Consider the following 23,022-nt stretch of genomic DNA (forward strand, 5'->3'; position numbering starts at 1 on the left):
TTGGGAAAATGAATTTTGTTTATATTTGTTTTAAATAATCTCCTTTCTTTTACATTGCCTTTAAATGGCAAAACCACAAGACCATACTGCTGAACTGCTTCAACGAATTATTCTGGATGATGAAGTTTCATTCAATGAACTTTATGACATCTATATTGACAGGGTGTTCCTGTTTGCCTACCAGTTAACCAAATCAAAAGACATTGCGGGGGATATGACCCAGGAAGTGTTCATCAAGCTCTGGGAAATGCGCAAAGAAATTGATACTGCCCTCAATTTCGAAGCCTTTTTAAGAACGGTTACCCGAAACCATGTTTTTAATTACCTTAAAAAAGCAGCACGGGAAAGCCAGCTTCAGCGAAAAATATTTTCAGGCATGCAGTTGCTGGCAAATACAGTTGAAGAACAGTTATTGGAAAAGCAATTAATGCAACTGCATAACGAAGCCGTTGAAAAACTTCCAAAACAGAAAAAAATAATATATATCCTTAGTCGTAATGAAAAGCTTAGCCATGACCAGATAGCAGAACGAATGAATCTTTCCCGAAATACGGTGAAGAACCATATGGTAGAGGCGCTTAAATTTATCAGGGGATATATGAGTAACTCGTTAGGTTCTACTGTAATTATTTTAATAGTTCCCTTTTTCTGATGTCGCCCCGGTCCATTACATATAGCTGCTCAAGCCGCCTTTTTTAAATTTTTTTTTCTCCCACTAGTCCTTCCGCCTCCGGCAATTGTATTTAATATATATACAGACAGTTGAATTGCTAAATTCCTGTTGTAAAAACAGGCAAATTATTTTGTGATGAATAATGACCAGGAACTTGAAGATCTGTACGATAGGTATATTAAAAACAATTTGTCGTATGAAGAACTGCAGTATTTTTTACAGCAGTTGAAACAACCTGAAAACGAGCAGTTATTCAACAGGCTGATGGACAATACCTGGGCTGAAACCGGTAAGCAAAAAGAAACATCGCAAGTAAGCAGCGGAGCCGTTATAAACATGCCATCACAAAAAACACCGCGGTCCTTTTTACCCAGGTGGGCAGTAGCTGCTGCTATTATGCTAATGATTGCTTCTGGCGCCATTTATTTTCTGCTTACCAGAACCAATACGAAAGGCCTTGCCGCGATCCATGATGATCAAAAGGAACATAACGCTATCCAGCCAGGAGGCGACAAGGCAAAATTATTGTTTGATGATGGTACTGCCATTGTATTGGATACGGCTAAAAATGGAATTGTTACACAGGCAAACGGGATCGTTGTTACAAAATCAGGCGATGGTAAAATGGCTTACGTTGCAAGGGAAAATAATAATCAAATTCATTTCGGTACAATGATCACTCCGCGGGGCGGGCAATATCAGTTAACATTGGCCGATGGTAGTAAAGCCTGGCTGAATGCGGCCTCATCTATTAAATTTCCCAGCGCCTTTACAGGAAAAGCAAGGGAGGTAGAAATAACAGGCGAAGTTTATTTTGAAGTGGCTAAAAATAAGGATATGCCATTTAAAGTAAAAGCCAATGGCGTGCTGATAGAAGTGTTAGGCACTCATTTTAATGTAAATGCGTATCAGGATGAAGCTGCTATAAAGACGACGTTGTTAGAAGGATCAGTGAGAGTCATGAAACGGGAAACGGTCCCGGCTAAACCGGAAGCAAAAGAGAATTCGATAATTCTCAAACCGGGAGAGCAGGCAATAGCCGCCGGGCATTCACCATTCACCATTGACCATTCACCCGATATTGACCAGGTAATGTCCTGGAAAGAGGGGACCTTTCGGTTTAAGGATACCGATATAAAAGCCATCATGCGGGAGGCTGCCCGGTGGTATGATGTGGAAGTAGTGTATGCTGGTGAAATAAATAAATCCTTTACAGGGGTGTTTTCTAAAAATATCGGGATAACGGATTTCCTCAAATTTCTTGAAGAAACACAATCGTTGCGTTTTAAAATTGAAGGTAGAAAAATAACTGTAATTCCATAATGCAACTACCCCGGAGGCACCCGGGGTAGTTAAAAGTCAGGCTAATTTTTCAGACGCGAATCTTTATTTCTTAACCTAAACAAACCAAAGCTATGCTTTTTAAAAGAATTGGCAAAGGCGCCCGCCTTTTGCCAGTCCAAACATTGCTAGTTATGAAACTAACAACTGCTTTAATCTTTTTTGCCTGCCTCCAGGTTTCAGCAACCGGAAGCTATGGCCAAAAAATAACACTTTCTGTTAAAAACGCCCCTATAGAACAAGTTTTTGAGAAGCTGCAACAGCAGGCTGGATACATGTTCATCTTCGACTCGAAGGAGATGCAGAAAGCAAAAAAAATAACCGTTGAAGTTAGAAACGCAACAGTAGAACAGGTATTGGAGATCTGTTTCAAAAACCAGCCGCTCACTTACCAGGTTATTAATAAAACCATTATCGTAAAGCCAAAATCCACACAACAGGGCACAGATGAAAATGAAGGGATTCCGCCTTCGCCTATCGTAATAAAAGGTGTTGTTATGGATGAAAACGGCCATCCATTATCAGGTGTATCAATAACCGTAAAAGGTAAAAAGACCGGAACACAAAGTAATGATAAAGGAGAGTTTTCAATAACCGTAGACGACGAAAACACACAGCTTGTTTTTACCTATGTTGGATATGAAGAAGCAAGAGTGAACGTACGTAATGCCGCAATTGTTTCCATGAAACAAACCACGAATGAATTGGCAGGCGTGGTGGTAAATGCCTTAGGCTTCAGAGAAAGAAGCGACAAGCAAGGCTCATCTAATGCAAGAATAGCTGCAACAAGTGTAGTTCGTGCCGGTGAAACCGGGTTATTGCAAAATATGGGTGGTAAGGCTGCCGGGGTGGCTATTACCCGCTCTACCGGTGATCCGGGCGCCGGAGCCTCTGTCAAGATCCGTGGCCAAAATACGATCACAGGTTCTTCACAACCATTGGTTATTTTGGATGGAATTCCTGTAAGCAATACAGAAATTCAGGGGTTTGGCTCAGAAGCATTCGGGAATGGGGTAGCTCAACAATCAAGATTAAACGATATTAATCCGAATGATATTGAATCCATACAAATCTTGAAAGGCGCATCGGCCGCTGCCTTATGGGGTTCAAGGGCTGCCAATGGCGTAATTGTAATTACTACAAAAAAAGGGAAAGCCGGCGGGCTTAAAATTACCTACAACTCTGCTTATTCTATTGATGAAATAAACCGCAAACATGAATTGCAATCGGCATATGGGCAGGGAGATAAAGGTATTTATAACCCGGCAGCTGCTAATTCATGGGGCGATAAAATTGCAAACCGAAGTGGCGCTGCCGATGTGGTAAATACAAGCGGCGCTCACTTTATCGGAGATAAAACAGGAACAATATATTATCCTGTTATTACTAAAAATTCCCGGGAAACTTATAATGATAAAAACTTTGACGGCATTTTTGGAAAGGGGCATTACTGGCAAAATGCACTAAGCCTTAGCGGTGGCAATGAAAGATCCCGTTTCTTTTTCAGTCTCGAAAACCTAGCCCAAAAAGGAATTATAAGAAGCAGCAGTGATTATAACAGATCGTCAATTCGATTAAATTCCGACCATAACCTTAACAAGTATTTCAAAGTTAGTAACAAGGCTACTTACATTAGTGTTTCCTCTGAAAGGGTTCAGCAAAATTCAAATGCAGCCGGTTTGTATCTTGGAATGCTTCGTACTTCGCCTGATTTCGATAATACCGATTATATTGGCACGTATGTAAATGCATCTGGCGTTCAATTCAGGAACCGGCAACGGAGTTACAGAAGATACCTGGGCGATAATGTAAACCCTACTTACAACAATCCGTACTTTACCATTTACAATCAGCAAAACACGAGTAAAGTGAACAGGTTTGTGCTTTCATCAGAAGTTTCTTCCAATCCCTTTCCCTGGCTAGAACTTATTCTGAGAGGTGGGCTGGACGCCAACTATGATAACCGCAATTACTTTTTTCCGGTTGGTACTGCCGGCGACAGGGTAACAGGTTCCTTCCGAAGTGAAAAAATATCAGAAGTAGAAAAGAATCTCGACCTGATTGGTAAAATAACCAGGGAAATATCAACCGGCCTTACCGGCTCACTGGTATTGGGCGGAAATATCAACGACAGGCAAAGGGAAATACAATATGTGAACGCAACCAATTTTTTTGATAACACAACACTGCAGAATTTTATTATTACTTCAGATGTAAACACCCATGCAGAAAATGAATTCAGAAAAATTGGCTCTAACCGGGGATATACAACCGCATCACTGGAATATATGGACCAGTTTTTTGTAAACCTGAGCGGGGCTGTGGAAGCTGCTTCTACCATCAAAGGCAGTTTCTTTTATCCTTCTGCAGATGTAGCATGGCAATTCTCTAAAATAGCATCGCTCACCAATGCCGGGTTCTTAAGCTTCGGCAAGCTTCGTGCTGCCTGGGGCAAAGTTGGGGTACAACCAGGTGCTTATAATTTTGTTACTGTATATCAATCAGGGATGTATAGCACGTATGATGATGTACTGGCTACTACCAATTTTGGTGGGGGGTATATGTTAAGCGGTAATAAGGGTAACGCCAACCTGAAACCGGAAATAAAAACGGAATGGGAAGTTGGCGCCGATCTTCGTTTTTTTAATGACCGCTATAGTTTTTCTTTCAGTCATTATCAGAATAAAATACAGGACATATTATTAAACATCGGGTTGGCTCCTTCTTCCGGCTTTATCAGCCAGTATAAAAATGCCGGTACCATGACCAATAAAGGATTTGAAGCAGATTTTAAAGCAGGTGTTATTAAGACGAAGGATCTTGATGTACAGGTATTCGGAAATTTTAGTACCAATAAAAATAAAGTGACCAGCCTTAATGGCTCGTCATCAGTTGACCTTACAACCGGTGGCGTAAGTTCAAGAGCTGTTCAGGATTATCCTATGGGCGTGCTTTGGGGAACAAGAGCATTACGCGATGCCAAAGGTGGGTATGCTTTGGATGGAAATGGTTTTTTGCAGATAAATCCTTCTCCCGGGGTAATTGGCGATCCTAATCCCGATTGGCGAGGTGGTGCAGGATTATCTGTCAGTTACAAAAACATTGATTTGAATGTGCTTTTTGAAACGGCACAGGGAGGCCAGATTGCTGAGGGAACCAAAACGGTGTTATACAGCTTTGGCATGCATGCCGATGTCAGCAAAGAAGTTACCCTTACTGAAAATCTGAAAAATGTAAATGGGACAACATTTGCAGCCGGTACTGCCGTAAGAGGTAATATCGCCAACTTTGGAGCCGGCAATGTGTTGCTCGATGAGGCCTGGTATACTTCGCGGGGCGCCGGCGTAGGCGCATCTTCAATAAGGGAGCTGTTTATTAGTGATGCAAGCTGGACAAGGCTAAGAGAACTTTCAATAGGCTATTCCCTGAACTCACAAAAATTTAAAAAAGCTACAAAGTTCAGTTCGCTTCGCTTTTCTGTTACGGGCCGTAATCTTTTTTTATGGACTCAAATAAAAGGGTTTGATCCGGAAGTAAATCAAACCGGTGTAAGCAATGGGTATGGACTGGAATATTTTACCAACCCATCTACCCGCTCTTTGTTGTTTTCCATTACACTGAATTATTAAGCGGTTAAAATCATTATGATGAAAAAAATATTAACCATATTACTCTGCACTTCATTCATTATTATATCCTGCACAAAAGTGTATGAAGGAGAAAATGTAGATCCTAATAAACCAACGGAAGCGTCGCCCGAAACTTTGCTGAAAGGAATAGAACTGGCCAATATTATGGTTCAGGTTGGTCACATACAACGCATTACGGGTATGTGGACGGGGCATTACAAAGGGGTAACCTTGCTCTATAAAAACCTGGCAGAATATAATCTGTCGGCTGATGAATCAAATCTTCATTGGCAAACAGTTTACCAGGGCGTTGTAAAGCAGGCACACCTGTTAAGGCAGGGGCTGCCCGGAAATAAAACATTCAGCGGCATTACGAAAATTCTGGAAGCCCATGCATTAGGCAGCACGACCGCTTTGTATGGAAATATCCCGTTTTCGCAGGCAGCAGACGAAAGTTATCCCGACCCTGTTTTTGATAACCAGGCTGATGTATATACAGGAATACAAAAACTACTTGATGAAGCCATAGCAGAATTAACATCCGTACCCTCTTCTGCTACTATTTCGGAAGATTTATTTTTTGCAGGCAAAAGCACATCATGGATAGCTGTTGCCAATACACTGAAAGCGCGGTATTACCTGGAAGCAAAGGATTATACAAAAGCGTATGCTTCCGCTTTGCTGGGTATTAATGCACTTAATCTTTCGTTGAAATATTATCCGCCGGGCGTGGTAACTACAACCGACGCTAACCTTATTTACGAATTTATCAATGTCAGGGGTGGTTACTTATCTACCAACGGCGCTTTTTTGCAGGATGTTCTATTAAAGGCAGGAACGCTGAACACGCGTAACAATGCTAAAACAAATGAAGATGCCCGCTCAAAGTACTTTAAAATTACAGGTACTTCGGCTACTGCCGAATTGGGGGTGGCTAATAAAACAGCCCCAATGCCAATGGTTACTTACGAAGAAAACTTATTGATACTTGCCGAAGCCGGTGTAAGAACATTGGGGTTTGCGGAAGGCCTGGCCCAACTAAATAAAGTTAGGGCGCTATTAAGGACCAATCTTGGATTAGCTGCCATGCCTGCTACCGGAGGAACTATTTTATACAACGATTATGTTGCCACAGATTTTGACCCAGGCGGCATTTGCAATGCAGATAATATAACTCCGTTAAGGGCATTGCTTCGTGAAATAGTGGAAGAAAGATACGTTACGCTGAATGGAACAATAGTTCCCTTCAATGATGCCCGCCGGTTGCGGAAAACAGAGAATGATATAAATGTACCGGTGCCCTTTAACATAAGCACAGCCACTCAATACCCCGAAAGGTTAATTTATGCACAGAATGAAATTAATGCCAATCCCAATGTGCCTGCACCTTTGCCTGGCATTTATATAAAAACACCCGTTAATCAGTAATTCAAGTTCCGGAAGCCTGCTGTCTTTTTGCAGCAAATCTTATTTAAGACTATTTAATACTACATAGATGAAGAGAATTGTCATCCATGCGTCATTGCATGCCCTGTTTATATGTATAACGCTTAACGCTGTTTCGCAAAAGAAAAATGCAGTTATAAAAGATGTAGTTGCCGAAGAAACAATTAAAAGCATCGATGAAAAATATACCTATTATAAAGAGAGGGCTTTAAAAATATGGGAGTATGCCGAACTGGGTTTTCATGAAACAAGAAGTACCGCATTACTGCAAACAACGTTACGGGAAAATGAATTTGCAGTGCAGAACAATGTGGCCGGAATGCCAACTGCGTTTGTAGCCACTTATGGTTCAGGCAGGCCGGTAATTGGTTTGCTGGCAGAGTTTGATGCATTGCCGGGCTTGTCACAAAAGGCGGTGCCTGAAAAAGAAAAAGATGCACTACGGGAAAACGGGCATGGCTGCGGCCATCATTTATTTGGCGTTGGATCTGTAGCGGCTGCCATTGAACTGAAAGAATATTTGAAAAAACATAAGCTGAGCGGCACCATTAAAGTGTATGGAACACCTGCCGAGGAAGGCGGTTCGGGAAAAGTATTTATGGCAAGAGATGGATTGTTTGAAGGTACGGATATCGTTATGCACTGGCACCCCGATAACAAGAACCATGCAAACCCTTATACTTCGCTGGCGAATATCTCTGTAAAGTTCCGCTTTACCGGCATTGCGGCGCATGCGTCGAGGTATCCTGAAAAAGGCCGGTCGGCATTGGATGCTGTAGAAGCAATGGATTTTATGGCTAACATGATGAGGGAACATATGCCACCAGATGCCCGGATGCATTACGTAATTACAAAAGGAGGTTCCGCTCCTAATGTGGTGCCCGATTTTGCAGAAGTATATTATTATATGCGACACAATAACCGGGAAGTACTGGCGGGTTTGTTTGACCGGTTAACAAAAATAGGGGAAGGCGCCGCCATGGGAACAGGAACAAAAATGAGTTATGAGATCACGGGCGCAGTATATGACCTGTTGCCCAACGATGTGCTCTCCCGCATTATGTACAATAACATGGTGAAAGTAGGCGGTGTAAAATACACGCCCGAAGAAATTTTGTTTGCGCAAAAATTACAACAAACATTATTTGATTCGGTTAAGCCCGACATTTCAGGCGTGTATGTTATTCAGCCATATAAAGACATAAGTGAAAAAACTTTTTCTGGTGGAGATAATAACTCAGGCGGGTCAACAGATGTGGGAGATGTAAGCTGGGTGGTGCCAACAGTTGGTTTAAGAGCTGCAGCATGGCCTGCAGGCATCTCAAGCCATAGCTGGCAATCAACAGCCAGCGGCGGTACCGATATAGGAATTAAAGGAATGTTTATAGCCGCCAAAACCTTAACACTAACCGGTATTGATTTACTAACCCATCCTGATTGGGTAGATAATGCAAAGCAGGAATGGCAAAAGGCAAGAGGGGAGAGTTTTAAATACGTTCCCCTGATCGGAAATCGAAAGCCGGCATTGAATTACCGGGATTAATGCAGGTGCTATACATAAAAACAAATTCAATAAAATAAACGATATGCTTGCCATTCTTGGCTTTACAATGGTCATAACTTTTATGTACCTGATCATGAGCGGAAAGCTCTATGCTTTAACTGCTTTGATCCTTATCCCGATCCTATTTGCATTGATTGGCGGCTTTGGAACTACTATCGGGCCCATGATGCTGAACGGGGTAAAAGCCATTGCACCTACCGGCATCATGCTCATTTTTGCCATTCTTTATTTTTCTATTATTACGGATGCCGGGTTGTTCGACCCATTGATAAAAAGAATACTGCATTTAGTAAAAGGCGACCCCCTGAAAGTAACCATTGGAACAGCCGTTCTTGCCCTTTGTGTTTCATTGGATGGCGATGGCGCTACCACCTATATAATTGTAGTAACAGCCATGCTGCCGCTTTACAAAAAGTTGGGTATAGATCCATTGATATTAACGGCTATGTGTATGCTGGCTGGAGGGATTATGAATATACTGCCCTGGGGCGGTCCTACGGCAAGAACAATTACTTCATTAAATCTTGAACCGGCACAGGTTTTTACCCCGTTAATTCCGGTAATGATATTTGGTGCGTTATGGGTATTGTTTGTAGCCTGGCATCTTGGAAAAAAAGAAAGGAAGCGTTTGGGGATAATTGATCTCAAACATCAACAGTCAATTGAGAATAGCATCGGAACAGAAAATAAAAATACCAGCCGCCCTCAATTATTATGGGTGAATTTAATATTGACCATTTTACTGATGATTTCCCTGGTGATGAATATACTTCCCCTGGCTGTGCTCTTTATGATTGCCTTTTGCCTGGCCCTCATTATTAATTATCCAAAACTAACGGAGCAGCGGGAAAGAATAAGTAAACATGCAGCCAATGCGTTATCAGTTGCCTCCATGGTTTTTGCTGCCGGCATTTTTACCGGCATTCTCACCGGAACTAAAATGGTTGATGCAATGGCAGGCAGTTTAGTAGCATTGGTGCCGCATTCATTAGGGCCCAACTTTCCTTTAATAACCGGGCTAACCAGTATGCCTTTCACTTTTTTTATGAACAACGATTCTTACTATTTTGGAATACTCCCTGTTTTATCAAAAGCCGCAGCCTCGTTTGATATCAGCAGCGCGGAAATGGCCCGCGCCTCCCTGCTTGGGCAACCGGTTCATTTGCTTAGTCCCCTGGTGCCTTCCACCTATTTACTAACAGGCATGGCTGGTGTTGATTTTGGCCGCCATCAACGCTTTACCCTTAAATGGGCAATAGGTACCGTATTGGTCATGCTGCTTTTTTGTATACTAACAGGGTCGGTGGTTGTAAGAATGTGATGGTGGTAGTATTGTCAAATTATATTGATTGAAATTCAAAAAGATACTTTCGAATGAAAACAAATAATGTGATCACTTTAACGAAAAAGAGAACTGCTCCGGTTGAGCATGCCGAACTTTTACGATGGGTACAGGAGATCGTAGCGTTATGTAAGCCTGATAAAGTTTACTGGTGCAATGGCAGCAAAGAAGAATATGATGCGCTATGCGCCCGGTTGGTAAAAAAAGGAACTTTTATAAAACTCAATCAACAAAAGTGGCCCAACAGTTATGCCTGTTTCAGTGATGCAAGTGATGTGGCAAGAGTAGAAGATCGTACCTATATCTGCAGCCGCAGAAGAGAAGATGCAGGGCCTACCAATAATTGGATGGAACCCGCCGCCATGAAAAGCATCCTGAACGACCTCCTGCGAGGCAGTATGAAAGGCAGAACAATGTATATAATTCCTTATTGCATGGGACCGGTTGGGTCGGAGATCTCAAAGATTGGGGTGCAGATAACAGACAGCGAATATGTAGTGGTGAATATGCATATCATGACAAGGGTGGGCAATAAAGCATTGAACGCTTTGGGCTCCGATGGTGAATTTATAAAATGCCTCCACTCATCCGGCGCACCGTTGCAAAAAGGTGAGCCGGATAGTAAATGGCCCTGCAACCCAACCACAAAATATATTGTGCATTATCCCGAAGAAAAAAGCATTGTTTCCTATGGTTCGGGATATGGCGGCAATGCATTGTTGGGTAAGAAGTGTTTGGCATTACGTATCGCATCGGTAATGGGAAAAGAGCAGGGCTGGTTGGCGGAACACATGCTGATACTCGGCGTGAAAGATCCGCAAGGGAAAAAAACATATATAGCCGCAGCATTTCCATCCGCCTGTGGCAAAACAAATTTTGCCATGCTGATACCGCCTGTCGCAATGAACGGATGGAAAGTGACTACCATTGGTGACGATATAGCCTGGATAAAACCCGGAAAAGATGGGTACCTGTATGCCATTAACCCGGAGTATGGATATTTTGGTGTGGCGCCCGGCACCAACAAAAAAACGAACCCCAATGCAATGGCGGCTATGCGTAGTAACAGCATTTTTACCAATGTTGGCGTTACTGCTGATGGCGATGTGTGGTGGGAGGGATTAACTCCTTCTCCCCCCGCCGGTATTATCAATTGGCAGGGAAAAGTACATGACCCGGAAAGTGGCAAACCCGTTGCTCATCCTAATGCAAGATTTACAGCACCTGCATCGCAATGCCCTTCTATTGACAGTGAATGGGAAAACCCCGAAGGTATACGCATCAGTGCATTTGTATTTGGCGGAAGAAGAGCAACAACTATTCCATTGGTTTACCAGGCTTTTAACTGGAACTATGGTGTTTATCTGGCAAGCACCATGGGTTCAGAAACAACAGCCGCTGCATTTGGAGAGCAGGGTAAAGTGAGAAGAGACCCTTTTGCCATGTTGCCTTTTTGTGGCTACCATATGGCCGATTACTTTAATCATTGGTTACAGATGGGGCGCCACCTGCCAAATGCACCCCGTATATTCAGCGTTAACTGGTTTAGAAAAGATAAAGATGGAAATTTTTTGTGGCCCGGGTTTAAAGAGAATATGAGAGTATTAAAATGGATCATTGAAAGAGTTAATGGAAATGCGTCTGCTATTGAAAGTCCCATAGGGTGGGTGCCCCGGTATCGTGATATGGATTGGACAGGTTTGGATTTCACCCGGCAACAATACCGGGAAATTATCGAAGTAGACAGGGAGGCCTGGAAAGGGGAATTGCTAAGCCATGAAGAATTGTTCGCACGTATGTACGATAAGCTGCCGAAAGAATTTATTTATATGCGGGAATTGTTGTTATCTGCTTTATGGCGTTCGCCGGAACATTGGGGCTTGCAACCTGAAAGATGATTTTGCGGTGAATGGTGAGTGGTGAATAATACCCTACTGGGCGAGCTTCAAGAATAATAGCGAGGCTCAAAATTGAGCGAGCCCACTCACCACTCACCATTGACCATTCTCCATTGACGATTTATTCTACTTTCCCCTCCAACGACAATAAGAACGCATACTGCCAGGCTTTATCTTTCAGGTAATCAAAACGGCCCGAAGCGCCGCCATGCCCTGCTTCCAAATTGGTCTTGAAGAACAGTTTATTGTTGTCGGTTTTCAGCTCCCGCAATTTCGCCACCCATTTGGCCGGTTCAAAATACTGTACCTGCGAATCGTGCAGACCAGTTGCTACCAGCATATTAGGATATGCTTTTCTTTCAACATTATCGTAAGGAGAGTAGGACTTCATATATAAATACTCCGCCTTTACAGCCGGGTTGCCCCATTCTTTATACTCGCCCGTGGTAAGGGGAATGCTGGGGTCCGACATGGTGGTGATCACATCTACAAAAGGCACATCAGCCAATACACCATGCCACAGGTCGGGACGCAAATTGACTATAGCGCCCATCAGCAAACCGCCGGCACTGCCACCATGGGCATACAGGTGGTCTTTGACGGTATATTTCTCTTTGATGAGGAATTCACCACAATCAATAAAGTCATAAAAAGTATTCTTCTTATTGAACATATAACCCTGGTCATACCACTGGCGGCCCATTTCCTGTCCGCCCCGCACATGCGCAATGGCGTATATAAAGCCGCGGTCGAGCAGGCTGATGATATTGCTGTTAAACGCAGGCGACGTGCTGGAGCCATAAGAACCATAGGCGTACAGTAACAATGGATTGCTGCCATCTTTTTTCACCCCTTTTTTGTACACCAGCGAAATAGGCACTTTTACCCCATCCCTTACTGTAGCCCATAAGCGCTCAGCCGTATAATCGTCTTTCTTAAATCCACCAAGCACTTCTGTCTGTTTTTTCAATTCACGTTGTTCGGTGTCCATATTAAAATCAAAGATGGAAGTGGGCGTGGTCATCGATGTATAGGAGAAGCGAAGCACATTCGTGTTGTAATCCGGGTTTACGTTCGGAAAGGAAGAATAAACGGTTTCGGGAAAAGTAATATAATAATCTTTTTTACTCGTCATATTAATGACGCGGAGCTGGTTCAGGGCATCTTTCATTTCACCAAGCACCAGGTGATTTTTAAATACCAGCAGGCTCGCTATAAATACATTTTTTCGGTGCGGGATCACCTCTTTCCAGTTGGCTTTACCTGTTTTTGTTTCAGGTGTTTCCATCAGTTTAAAGTTCGGCGCATTCCAGTCGGTACGTATATAGAATTTGTTGTTGAAATGCTCGATGGTGTATTGAAGATTTTCCTGCCGTGGTTCAAATATTTTGAAATCGCTGGTTGGGCGGGCCGCTTCCAACAGGCGGTATTCAGTGGAAACCTGGTTCATGCTGGAATAAATAGCAACGTATTTCTTCGATTTGGTGCGATATACACCAATATAAAAGCGATTGTCTTTTTCCTCGAATACCATTACGTCCTTGGCCGGGTCGGTTCCCAGTTCATGCCGCCATACCTGGTAGCCCAATAAAGTGGTCAAATCTTTTTTGATGTAGAAAATGGTTTTGTTATCAGCAGCCCATGCAATACTGTTGCCCTCTACATTAGCGATATTCTCGGGATAAATAGTGCCGGTCACCAGGTTTTTGATCCGCAGGCCATAAATCCTTCTGCTTACAGAATCCACTGTAAATGCCAGCAGTTCATTGTTATCGCTTACAGCCCGGCCGCCAATGGAATAATACCTGAACCCTTCTGCCATTTTGTTCTGGTCGAGCATGATCTCTTCTGCTGCTTCCAGCGTTTCTTTTTTGCGGCAGAAAATGGGGTATTGTTTGCCTTCCTCAAAGCGGGAGTAATACCAGTAACCATTGTCTTTGTAAGGAAGTGATTCATCTTTTTCTTTAATGCGGGCCTTCATTTCATTAAATAGCTTTTCCCGCAGGTCCTTTGTGCTGCTCATCATTGTGTCGAGGTAGGCATTTTCTGCCTTCAGATAGTTCAGCACTTTCGGATTGTCGCGCTGGTTCAGCCAGTAATAATCATCAATTCGTTTATCGCCATGCGCAACAAATTCTTTTGGCTCTTTTTCCACTGTAGGAGGTGTAACTCCGCCAGGCCATTGAAATGTATTCATAGAAAGGGATGGTTGACTTAAGGCCGCCAAAGGAGCAGCGATTAGCAATAATAAAATATTTCTCATGTGTTACTATTCGGTTGCGTTGAAAATACGGAATCCGTACGCAACCATTGCTGCCGTTCATAAAGAAACCAGGAACTCAAAATAGAAAATACAAAACCCGCTCCGGCAGCGGGTTTTGTATTATGAAAATCTTTATGACACTGCTGGTGCTATTTTCAAACCGGTTTACATTCCCATACCGCCCAGCATGCCGCCGGCAACACCTTTCATTTCTTCTTCCCACATTTGTTCGGCATTCTGAAGTGCGCGGTTTAGAGCAGTGATCAGCAGATCTTCCAGTTCTTCCTTTCGTTCAGGAGCAAGTAACTGGTTATCTATTGAAATAGTTTTTATTTCTCTGTTTCCGGTCACCGATACCTTAACAGCGCCTTCACCGGCTTCGCCTTCAATAACTTTATCGGAAAGTTTTTGCTTTCCTTCCTGCATTTTCTGTTGCGCTTCCTGCAATTTGCTTAACAGATCAAACATGGCTTATAATTTTAAGACTACAAAGGTAATGGATTCAGCATTACCAGCTTTTTTGTGCCCGGGATCTGCTTTTTTGGTAGTGCTTTTGAGGTCGTAAAGCCTATTGATAGGTTTCGTAAAATTTATTTTATAAACCTCCGCGGAGTCATATTTCTTCCTAGTGCTGTCGATTGGAAGGATGTCTGATTGTTTAGATATTAGTTGTTTGCAACATATAAGCTGGCAGTATGGGTTGGTATTTTTATTACCGTTATATTAGTCTACTTAAATTGTAGAATAATTTTGACAATACTTTTACAGCGTATATCTTTGTACTGTCGTATACACTCCAGCTTATCAGGTATGGTGCTTATTCCAGCCCGTACTGTTGTTGCTGACTTATTTCCCATTGCAATGATTGTTTGAAATGCTTCCTTTCTTAGGGGCATGACCTTCTATTCCCTGAAACGGAGTAAATATTGAACTACTGTTAACTATAACTATATAAAATGACAAGATTTGTTAGGTTTACTGCTTTTGCTCTATTTGTTCTATTGCCCACATTTATCGTTGCGCAAACGAGAACGCTGCACGGCGTTGTGAAATCGAAAACAACGAAACTGCCGCTGGCAGGTGTTACGGTGTTGGGCAATACAATAAAAAACAACAGTGTTTCTGATTCCGACGGTAATTTTTCCATTACAGTAAGTAAGACTTCGCTAATCACCATTTCTTATATCGGGTACGAAACCCAGCAGGTTGTTGTTGATTCTACAACAGATCATTTAGTGATTGAGTTATCGCCATCCGAAAAATCCCTGGACGCCGTAGTGGTAACAGCGCTGGGTGTTTCGCGGCAGCGGAAATCGTTGGGGTATGCCACACAGGAATTAAGATCGGCCGATATAGCCGAGGCAAAGGAAGCCAACCTGGTAAATTCGTTGGCCGGTAAAGTAGCAGGTGTTCGCATAACCAATACGCAGGGCGATATGGGATCATCGCGAATTATCATTCGCGGAGAAACATCTATTGCGGGCAATAACCAGCCCTTGTTTATTGTGGATGATATTCCGGTCGATAACTCGCAACTGGGCGCCGGCGGTAGCAGAGATTATCGCAATGCCATCGCCGATCTGAATGCAGAGGATATAGAAACCATCAGTGTTTTGAAAGGGCCAAATGCCGCAGCCCTGTATGGTTCAAGAGCAGCGCATGGCGTTATTCTTATAAAGACGAAGAATGGACGGAAAAAGCAGGGATTGGGCGTAACCATTAACTCCAACACTACTTTGTCGAGCCTGTTGATCCTTCCGGAATACCAGAATGTTTTTGGCCAGGGATCGGAAGGAAAATTCAGTTATGTAGATGGAAAGGGTGGTGGTATTAATGACGGTGTGGATGAAAGCTGGGGACCCAAGCTAAACGGACAACTTATTCCCCAATTCTATTCAAATGGAACGCCTGTGCCATTTGTGGCGCATCCCAATAACGTCAGGGATTTCTTCAGAACTGGTGTTACGCTTAATAACAGTATTGCATTGGAAGGTGCAGGTGACAGTTATAATTACCGTATCGGGTTCGGCAATGAAAAGCAATCCGGTATTGTGCCCAATAGCGAAGCCCGCAAGAACAATGTAACCTTTAACGCACAGTTTACGGTTACGCCAAAAATAAAGATCGGGGTTAATGCCAATTACATCGTGAGCAATGCGCCTAACTTACCCGGTTCAGGCGGCAGAAGAGCCACCAGCACCATGTTGCAATTTACCTGGTTTGGCCGGCAGGTAGATATTGAACAATTACGCAACTATAAAGATGCGAATGGCAATACGTTTAACTGGAACAACAGCTATTATAGCAATCCGTTTTGGGTAGCGAATGAAAATACCGTGAGCCAGCGTCGCAATCACCTGATAGGCGGCATTAAACTGGATTATGCGATACTTGAAGGGCTGAATTTCAGTTTCCGAACGGGCAGTGATTACTACAACGACCGGCGGAAAATTCGCGTAGCTTATGGCACCAACGGCACCCCATATGGTTCTTACCAGGAAACCGGGTATACCGTAAATGAAAATAATACTGAGGTAACCTTGCGGTATAATAAGAATATAAACGAAGATTTCAGTATCGATGTGCTGGCAGGTGGTAATATACGTACGAAATATTATGAAGAGAATGACCAGCAGGCGCCGCGGCTGGCAGTAGCAAACGTATATACGCTTTCCAATTCAAGAGATCCGTTGGTGTCTTCCAATTTTTATTCGAAATTAAAAACCTACAGTGCGTTTGCATCGGCACAAATAGGATATAAAAATTATGCATTCGTAAATGTTACGGCGCGTAACGACCGTTCATCTACCTTGCCTGAGCAAAACCTGTCGTATTACTATCCTTCAGTAAATGCGAGTTTCGTGCTGTCAGAAGCCTTTAATTTAAAAGGCTCCGTATTGAACTACGCCCGCATTCGGGGTGGCTGGTCGAAGGTGGGAGCAGATGCCGATCCCTATCAATTGATAAACACGTACAACTTTAATGCGCCTTTCAATGGCAACCCGCAATTAACTACTTCTGGTGTTGACCTGAATCCCAACCTGCGTTCTGAAAGCACCAATTCTACAGAGCTTGGTTTTGAAGCCGGCTTATGGAATAACAGGGTGCGGCTCGATGTAAGCTTGTACAATACCAATAGTATCGACCAGATCTTAAAAGTAGATGTAAGTGCTACTTCAGGGTATACGCAAAAGTTGTTGAATGCAGGAAAGATCAACAACAAGGGTATTGAAGTGCAGTTGGGCATTACACCCCTGAAAACAAAATTGTTTCAATGGGATGTTGATGTGAATTATGCCGCTAATAGAAGCAAGGTTTTGAAGCTGGATGATGAAGGCCGATTGCAGAACTATGTATTGGGAAGTTACCGGAATGTGCAGGTGATCGCGTCAGTTGATAAAGCGTATGGCACCTTGTTTGGTAATGCATACCTGCGCGATGCTGCTGGCAATATCATAGTCAACAATAGCGGTATTCCGCAGGCTGATCCCAATAAGAAAATGCTGGGAAAATATACCCCCGACTGGATAGGCGGCATCAATAATAATTTTTCATACAATAATTTTCGATTGTCGTTCCTTGTAGATGCCAGCATTGGCGGATCGATGTTTGCAGGTTCCAATTCAACCGGTAGCTATACTGGTGTGTTGGCTATGACCTTGCCAGGCCGGGATGCAGATCATGGCGGATTATATTACTATTATCCCGGCAATAATAAAGCGAATGGAACGGTGGCCTTGCCAAAAGGGGGTAGTGCGCCAAATGGAGAAGCAGTTTATGAGGACGGAATGATCTGGAAAGGGGTAACCAACAACGGCAATGCCAACACAGCTATTATTCCTGCTTCGCAATATTATAAAGCGCCCAGAAGTATTGAAGAACAGTTTGTATACAGTTCATCTTACGTTAAACTTCGGGAAGTAAAACTGGGGTACAGCATTCCTGCCAAATGGGTCAGGAAGATAAAGCTGGTAAGCGCTACCGTTTCCCTGGTAGGCCGCAATCTTTGGATCATTCACAAAGATGTGCCCAATATTGATCCGGAAACAGCATTTACCAATGGGAATGCACAAGGGTTGGAAGATTTGACAAACCCCACCGTAAGAAGCTATGGCCTGAACATCAACTTAAAATTCTAAAAGCAAAACAATGACTAATAATATAAACAGGATTTTTATTGCAGGGTTAGTGATGATGGCCGTATCATGCAAAAAAGATCTGGCTGAGATCAACAAAAACCCGAATGCTACGGAAAACCCGCAACCCGATTACCTGCTCACCGCTTCCCAAAAGATCTCTGCTGATCTGTATTGGGGCGCAGACAATAACTTTAATTCCGCCTTGCTGATCATTCAGCATTGGGCAAAGATCCAGTATACAGAGCCAGACCGGTATATTTTTTCTAATAGCAGTTTTACATCGCTATGGAATACAGGTTATGCGCAAAGTATCACCAACCTCAATACCATTATACAATTGCCCGACGAAAGGGCAAATGTAAATTATAAGAACGTTGCATTGATCCTGCGTTCCTGGGTGTTCAGTTTGCTGACAGATGCCTATGGCGATATTCCCTATAAGCAGGCCGGTGATATTAAAAACAATCTTACCCCTGCCTACGATACGCAAAAAGAGGTGTATTTCGGATTGCTGGAAGATCTGAAAAAAGCATCTGCGGCTTTGACAACTTCTGGCAATGCAATTGCCGGTGATATTATTTATTCAGGAAAAATTGATCGCTGGAAAAAACTTGCCAATGCATTGCGTTTCCGCATTGCCCTGCGCATAGCAGACCGGGAGCCTGATAAAGCAAAGCAAACCATCAATGAAGTGCTGGGCGATGCGGGTGGATTGATCAGCAGCAATACTGAAACTGCACAGTTTGTTTACAGCACCTCTCCCCAGCAAAACCCGGTAAGCGCCTGGTTTGATACGCGCGATGAGTTTCGCATTGCAAAAACTACATTGGATAAGTTGACTGCATTAAGCGATCCCCGCATACCTGTATATGCCAATAAACCTACTGATGCATCAGTAACTACCTATGTAGGAGTGCCAAGTGGTTTAACTACCAGTGATGCCAATAACCTGGGCTTTGCAAAAACATCACGTCCCGGTTCTTATTTCTTTGCACCGCAGTCACCGGCCGTGATCATTAGCTATGCCGAAGTGTTGTTCGATAGGGCCGAAGCTGCGGCGAGGGGTTTTACGACAGAAGATGCCAACGCCTTGTACAATGCAGCCATTACTGCATCCTTCAATCAATATGGTATAACCGATGGTACGATCATTAATAATTATTTAGCGCAGGCTGCTGTGAAATACGATGCCGCCAACTTTAAGAAATCCATTGGTGAACAAAAGTGGATTGCATTATATGGACAGGGATTAGAAGCATTTGCAGAATGGCGCCGTCTAGATTATCCGCAGTTAACCCCGGCAGTTGCTGGTGTATTGGATAAGAAAATTCCAGTAAGGTTCATTTATCCCGGTTCCGAACAGTCGCTCAATGGCAACAATTACAAGTTAGCGGTAGCGAACCAGGGTGCAGATAACCTGCTGACGAAATTATGGTTCGACAGATATTAGATAGAAGACCGGCAATTACTACATGATTCGTAATAATAAGGAGCAATTTTGACGTAATGATTATTTTTCGTTTCAGCAGGGCCGCAGTTTCTACTGCGGCTTTTTTTTTATTGAAGCCCGGGGTTCATTCAGTTGCTCCTATCTGTATAATTTATTAGTCTATGTAAATAGTAGAAAATCAACGCGAATGTCCGGCTGATATAGGTTTTTTATGAAAAGTCTACTAAAATAGTGGAATAATTTTTGGTTATATGGAAGGCGCCTGTATCTTTGTGTGGAACGAAAAATAAAGATGGCAGCTTTCTTTATTAAAGTGAGCAGGAGATTCTTTAAAATCGTACAATAATGGAGGCAATTCTTATTTATTACGTTAATGGCCAATGGCGTCAGCCCAATCATCTCAGTTACTGCATGATTGCAGATTACAATTCCTACCGTTGTTGAAAATGACTACGTGATATAGGCAGATTTCCCTGTAGTTAAGAGAAAAACATTTCCTCATAATATTATAACGGCTTCATGAAAATTGGAGCAACTACTCAAGGTTGCATATGAGAGATCATATGCAGGCTTTACTATAGATCTAGCTGAACATAATTGACTTAAACCTTAAATAACTGATACGTTTATGAGATCTTCATTTTTAGTATTGATAGCTTTATTATTTATTGCCGGATCGGTTAAAGCCCAGCATGTTGTAAGCGGTACCATAAAAGATAGCCTGGGGGCTGTTCTGGCAGGTGCTACAGTGGGAATTAAAGGCACAAGTTCGTTTGCTGTGGCAGATGCCAACGGTGCATTCAGCCTCACTACGAAAAAAGTACCACCACTTTTATTACAGATCACTTCTGTAGGCCATAAATTCAAAGAGATTGAAATTACAGCGCTTCCTGATAAGCCAATAGCGATCGTTTTGACTGTTAACAGTGAGTTGACGGAGGTGGTAATTACTTCCCGGCGTCGTGCAGAAACTGCACAGGATGTGCCTATCCCCATTTCAGTTGTAGGCGGCGCCAGGGTAGAAGAAACGGGTGCATTCAATGTGAACCGGTTGAAAGAACTGGTGCCAACAGTGCAGTTGTATTCATCAAATCCTCGTAATACTACATTGAATGTTCGCGGCCTGGGTTCTACCTTCGGGCTTACCAACGATGGTATTGATCCGGGCGTGGGTTTTTATGTTGATGGCGTGTACTTTGCCCGTCCCGCTGCAACTACGCTTGATTTTATTGATGTTGAACAGATAGAAGTATTGCGCGGGCCACAAGGCACTTTATTTGGTAAGAATACAACTGCCGGCGCATTTAATATTACTACCCGCAAACCAACATTCACACCAGGCGCTATTTTTGAAGTAAGCTATGGCAACTTTGGTTTTGTGCAGGCAAAAAGTTCTATCACCGGCGGCATCATCAAGGATAAGCTGGCAGGACGCTTGTCGTTTTCCGGTACACAACGCGATGGCACCATTTACAATGTGGCCACGCAGAAACATGTGAATGATATCAACAACCTGGGCGTAAGAGCGCAATTCCTGTTTACGCCAACTTCCCGCACCAATATCACCCTCACTGGCGATGCAACCCGTCAGCGTCCCGATGGCTATGCACAGGTAGTGGCAGGTGTGGTGGAAACAAAACGTGCAGCCTACCGCCAGTTTGAAAATATTATTAAAGACCTGAATTATGATCTTCCCAGTAGAAACCCATTCGACCGGCTCATTGATCACAACACTTCCTGGAGATCTGGAAATGATCTGGGCGGTGCTTCTCTTAATATCGATCAAAAGATTGGCGGTGGTACTTTAACATCTACAACCGCCTGGCGGTACTGGAATTGGGATCCTTCCAATGACCGTGACTTCACCGGGCTGGCAGTGTTAAGTTTATCGCAAGCTACCTCAAAGCATCAGCAATGGACACAGGAAATACGGTATGCAGGGAATTTCTCTTCCCGGTTGAGTGGCGTAATTGGCGTTTTTGCCATTAGCCAGGACCTGAAGACAGATCCTGTTCATATTGAAGAATCCGGTTCTGCCCAATGGCGTTTCTCACAAAGTTCAACCAGCTCAAAGTGGAAAACACCAGGTCTTTTTGATGGATTTGGTATCCAAACCAGGTCAAGGCTTAAAAGTTTGGGAGCGGCTGTGTTCGCACAGGTTGATTGGGCAATTACAGATCGCCTGCACGTATTGCCTGGCTTGCGTTTCAACTACGACAAAAAAGAAGTTGACTATGAGCGGCAAACCTATGGTGGTCTGCAAACAACCGATCCGGAGTTAATTGCATTAAAGAATGCCGTTTATACCAACCAGGCATTTACAAAAGATGTGGATGAAAATAACTTATCGGGACAATTAACCGTATCTTATAAAGCCTCTGGCAAAATAAATGCTTTCGCAACATTTTCTACCAGCTACAAGCCAATAGGAGTGAACCTGGGCGGATTGCCAACTGCAAACGGTGAAGTAATGCTTGATCTTGCGCAGATAAAACCGGAATATGTAACGCATTTTGAAGCAGGCGTAAAAACAAAACCTTTTGCAGGGGCAACGGTAAACGCAGTATTTCATCATACATCCGTAGACGATTACCAAACGAATGTGCAAACGGCAGAAGTAGGAGTGAACCGTGGTTATCTGGCTAACGCCGGAAAAATAAAAGTGCTGGGTGCAGAAGTGGATGCCAATATTAACGTGAATCAATTTCTTTCATTAAATGGTGCGTTGGCTTATACTGAAGGTGAATATGTTTCCTTTACTAATGCGCCTGTGCCATTGGAAGAAACCGGCTCAGCCAATGCCTTTAAAGATATTTCAGGTGGTAGCCTGCCTGGTATTTCAAAGTGGGCCGGTTCATTAGGTGGAGAAGTGCTGTCCAAACAAACAAAGGCCTTGTCGCAAACAGGCAGGTTTTTTCTGGGGATCGACAGCTATTTCCGGTCTAACTTTTCTTCAAGCCCATCGCCCTCTCAATATTTAAACATTTCCGGTTATGCCTTACTGAATGGCAGAATTGGTTTCCGGGCTATTAATGGATTATCGTTCTTTATTTGGGGGCGCAATCTACTCGACAGGGATTATTTTGAACAATTATTACCGGCAGCCGGTAATGCCGGTCATTATGCAGGTGTGTTAGGTGATCAAAGAACTTATGGTATTACAGTACGGTACTCTTTGTAAGTTCTAATTGTAAATAAATGTAGAACAGTTTCCTAACGAATAATACAACTATAAAAAGGGTGGCCCGTCTCTAAAGGCGGGCGCACCCTTTTTGTG

At 43.2% G+C, this 23,022-nt stretch carries 12 protein-coding genes; 10 read left to right on the forward strand and 2 right to left on the reverse strand.

The features are described 5' to 3' along the window. Positions 1–64: 64 nt before the first annotated feature. The 7 genes from FAM09_RS10645 to FAM09_RS10675 all read left to right on the forward strand — a co-directional run bounded on the left by FAM09_RS10645 (position 65) and on the right by FAM09_RS10675 (position 11,893). Positions 65–652: an RNA polymerase sigma-70 factor gene (locus FAM09_RS10645; RefSeq protein WP_136577069.1), complete on the forward strand. Its 588-nt coding sequence runs from the start codon at positions 65–67 to the stop codon at positions 650–652. 156 nt (positions 653–808) lie between these two features. Then, positions 809–1,996 carry a FecR family protein gene (locus FAM09_RS10650; RefSeq protein ID WP_136577070.1) on the forward strand — a complete coding sequence of 396 codons (1,188 nt, stop codon included), beginning with the start codon at positions 809–811 and terminating at the stop codon, positions 1,994–1,996. A 152-nt stretch (positions 1,997–2,148) separates the two neighbouring features. Next, the gene (locus FAM09_RS10655) at positions 2,149–5,643 is read left to right on the forward strand and encodes a SusC/RagA family TonB-linked outer membrane protein (protein ID WP_166437089.1); all 3,495 of its coding nucleotides are present in this window, start codon (positions 2,149–2,151) and stop codon (positions 5,641–5,643) included. 18 nt (positions 5,644–5,661) lie between these two features. Next, on the forward strand, positions 5,662–7,071 hold the full coding sequence (locus FAM09_RS10660; protein WP_166437090.1) for a SusD/RagB family nutrient-binding outer membrane lipoprotein: 1,410 nt from the start codon (positions 5,662–5,664) through the stop codon (positions 7,069–7,071). 67 nt (positions 7,072–7,138) lie between these two features. Next, positions 7,139–8,632, forward strand: a complete 1,494-nt coding sequence (locus FAM09_RS10665) for an amidohydrolase (RefSeq protein ID WP_136577073.1) — start codon at positions 7,139–7,141, stop codon at positions 8,630–8,632. A gap of 43 nt (positions 8,633–8,675) precedes the next feature. Further along, positions 8,676–9,974, forward strand: a complete 1,299-nt coding sequence (locus FAM09_RS10670) for a CitMHS family transporter (RefSeq protein ID WP_136577074.1) — start codon at positions 8,676–8,678, stop codon at positions 9,972–9,974. Between the two features lie 53 nt (positions 9,975–10,027). After that, positions 10,028–11,893: a phosphoenolpyruvate carboxykinase (GTP) gene (locus FAM09_RS10675; RefSeq protein WP_136577075.1), complete on the forward strand. Its 1,866-nt coding sequence runs from the start codon at positions 10,028–10,030 to the stop codon at positions 11,891–11,893. A 121-nt stretch (positions 11,894–12,014) separates the two neighbouring features. Here FAM09_RS10675 and FAM09_RS10680 read toward each other — a convergent pair whose 3' ends face one another. Then, positions 12,015–14,090 carry a S9 family peptidase gene (locus tag FAM09_RS10680; RefSeq protein WP_136577076.1) on the reverse strand — a complete coding sequence of 692 codons (2,076 nt, stop codon included), beginning with the start codon at positions 14,088–14,090 and terminating at the stop codon, positions 12,015–12,017. 231 nt (positions 14,091–14,321) lie between these two features. Beyond that, positions 14,322–14,624 carry a YbaB/EbfC family nucleoid-associated protein gene (locus FAM09_RS10685; protein WP_136577077.1) on the reverse strand — a complete coding sequence of 101 codons (303 nt, stop codon included), beginning with the start codon at positions 14,622–14,624 and terminating at the stop codon, positions 14,322–14,324. A 488-nt stretch (positions 14,625–15,112) separates the two neighbouring features. Here FAM09_RS10685 and FAM09_RS10690 point away from each other — a divergent pair, with 488 nt between their 5' ends. From FAM09_RS10690 to FAM09_RS10700, 3 genes are all read left to right on the forward strand, one after another. Next, positions 15,113–18,295 carry a SusC/RagA family TonB-linked outer membrane protein gene (locus FAM09_RS10690; RefSeq protein WP_136577078.1) on the forward strand — a complete coding sequence of 1,061 codons (3,183 nt, stop codon included), beginning with the start codon at positions 15,113–15,115 and terminating at the stop codon, positions 18,293–18,295. A 10-nt stretch (positions 18,296–18,305) separates the two neighbouring features. After that, positions 18,306–19,745 carry a SusD/RagB family nutrient-binding outer membrane lipoprotein gene (locus tag FAM09_RS10695; protein WP_136577079.1) on the forward strand — a complete coding sequence of 480 codons (1,440 nt, stop codon included), beginning with the start codon at positions 18,306–18,308 and terminating at the stop codon, positions 19,743–19,745. A 628-nt stretch (positions 19,746–20,373) separates the two neighbouring features. Beyond that, positions 20,374–22,926, forward strand: coding sequence for a TonB-dependent receptor (locus tag FAM09_RS10700; protein WP_136577080.1), 2,553 nt, complete (start codon positions 20,374–20,376; stop codon positions 22,924–22,926). Positions 22,927–23,022 lie beyond the last annotated feature (96 nt).

This window comes from Niastella caeni (assembly GCF_004834005.1).
GTDB classification, from domain to species: Bacteria; Bacteroidota; Bacteroidia; order Chitinophagales; family Chitinophagaceae; genus Niastella; species Niastella caeni.

Excerpts from the sequence above, each read along its gene's own strand:
- FAM09_RS10645 (WP_136577069.1), top strand. The coding sequence starts at position 65 with ATGGCAAAACCACAAGACCATACTGCTGAACTGCTTCAACGAATTATT.
- FAM09_RS10650 (WP_136577070.1), top strand. The coding sequence starts at position 809 with ATGAATAATGACCAGGAACTTGAAGATCTGTACGATAGGTATATTAAA.
- FAM09_RS10655 (WP_166437089.1), top strand. The coding sequence starts at position 2,149 with ATGAAACTAACAACTGCTTTAATCTTTTTTGCCTGCCTCCAGGTTTCA.
- FAM09_RS10660 (WP_166437090.1), top strand. The coding sequence starts at position 5,662 with ATGAAAAAAATATTAACCATATTACTCTGCACTTCATTCATTATTATA.
- FAM09_RS10665 (WP_136577073.1), top strand. The coding sequence starts at position 7,139 with ATGAAGAGAATTGTCATCCATGCGTCATTGCATGCCCTGTTTATATGT.
- FAM09_RS10670 (WP_136577074.1), top strand. The coding sequence starts at position 8,676 with ATGCTTGCCATTCTTGGCTTTACAATGGTCATAACTTTTATGTACCTG.
- FAM09_RS10675 (WP_136577075.1), top strand. The coding sequence starts at position 10,028 with ATGAAAACAAATAATGTGATCACTTTAACGAAAAAGAGAACTGCTCCG.
- FAM09_RS10680 (WP_136577076.1), bottom strand. The coding sequence starts at position 14,090 with ATGAATACATTTCAATGGCCTGGCGGAGTTACACCTCCTACAGTGGAA.
- FAM09_RS10685 (WP_136577077.1), bottom strand. The coding sequence starts at position 14,624 with ATGTTTGATCTGTTAAGCAAATTGCAGGAAGCGCAACAGAAAATGCAG.
- FAM09_RS10690 (WP_136577078.1), top strand. The coding sequence starts at position 15,113 with ATGACAAGATTTGTTAGGTTTACTGCTTTTGCTCTATTTGTTCTATTG.
- FAM09_RS10695 (WP_136577079.1), top strand. The coding sequence starts at position 18,306 with ATGACTAATAATATAAACAGGATTTTTATTGCAGGGTTAGTGATGATG.
- FAM09_RS10700 (WP_136577080.1), top strand. The coding sequence starts at position 20,374 with ATGAGATCTTCATTTTTAGTATTGATAGCTTTATTATTTATTGCCGGA.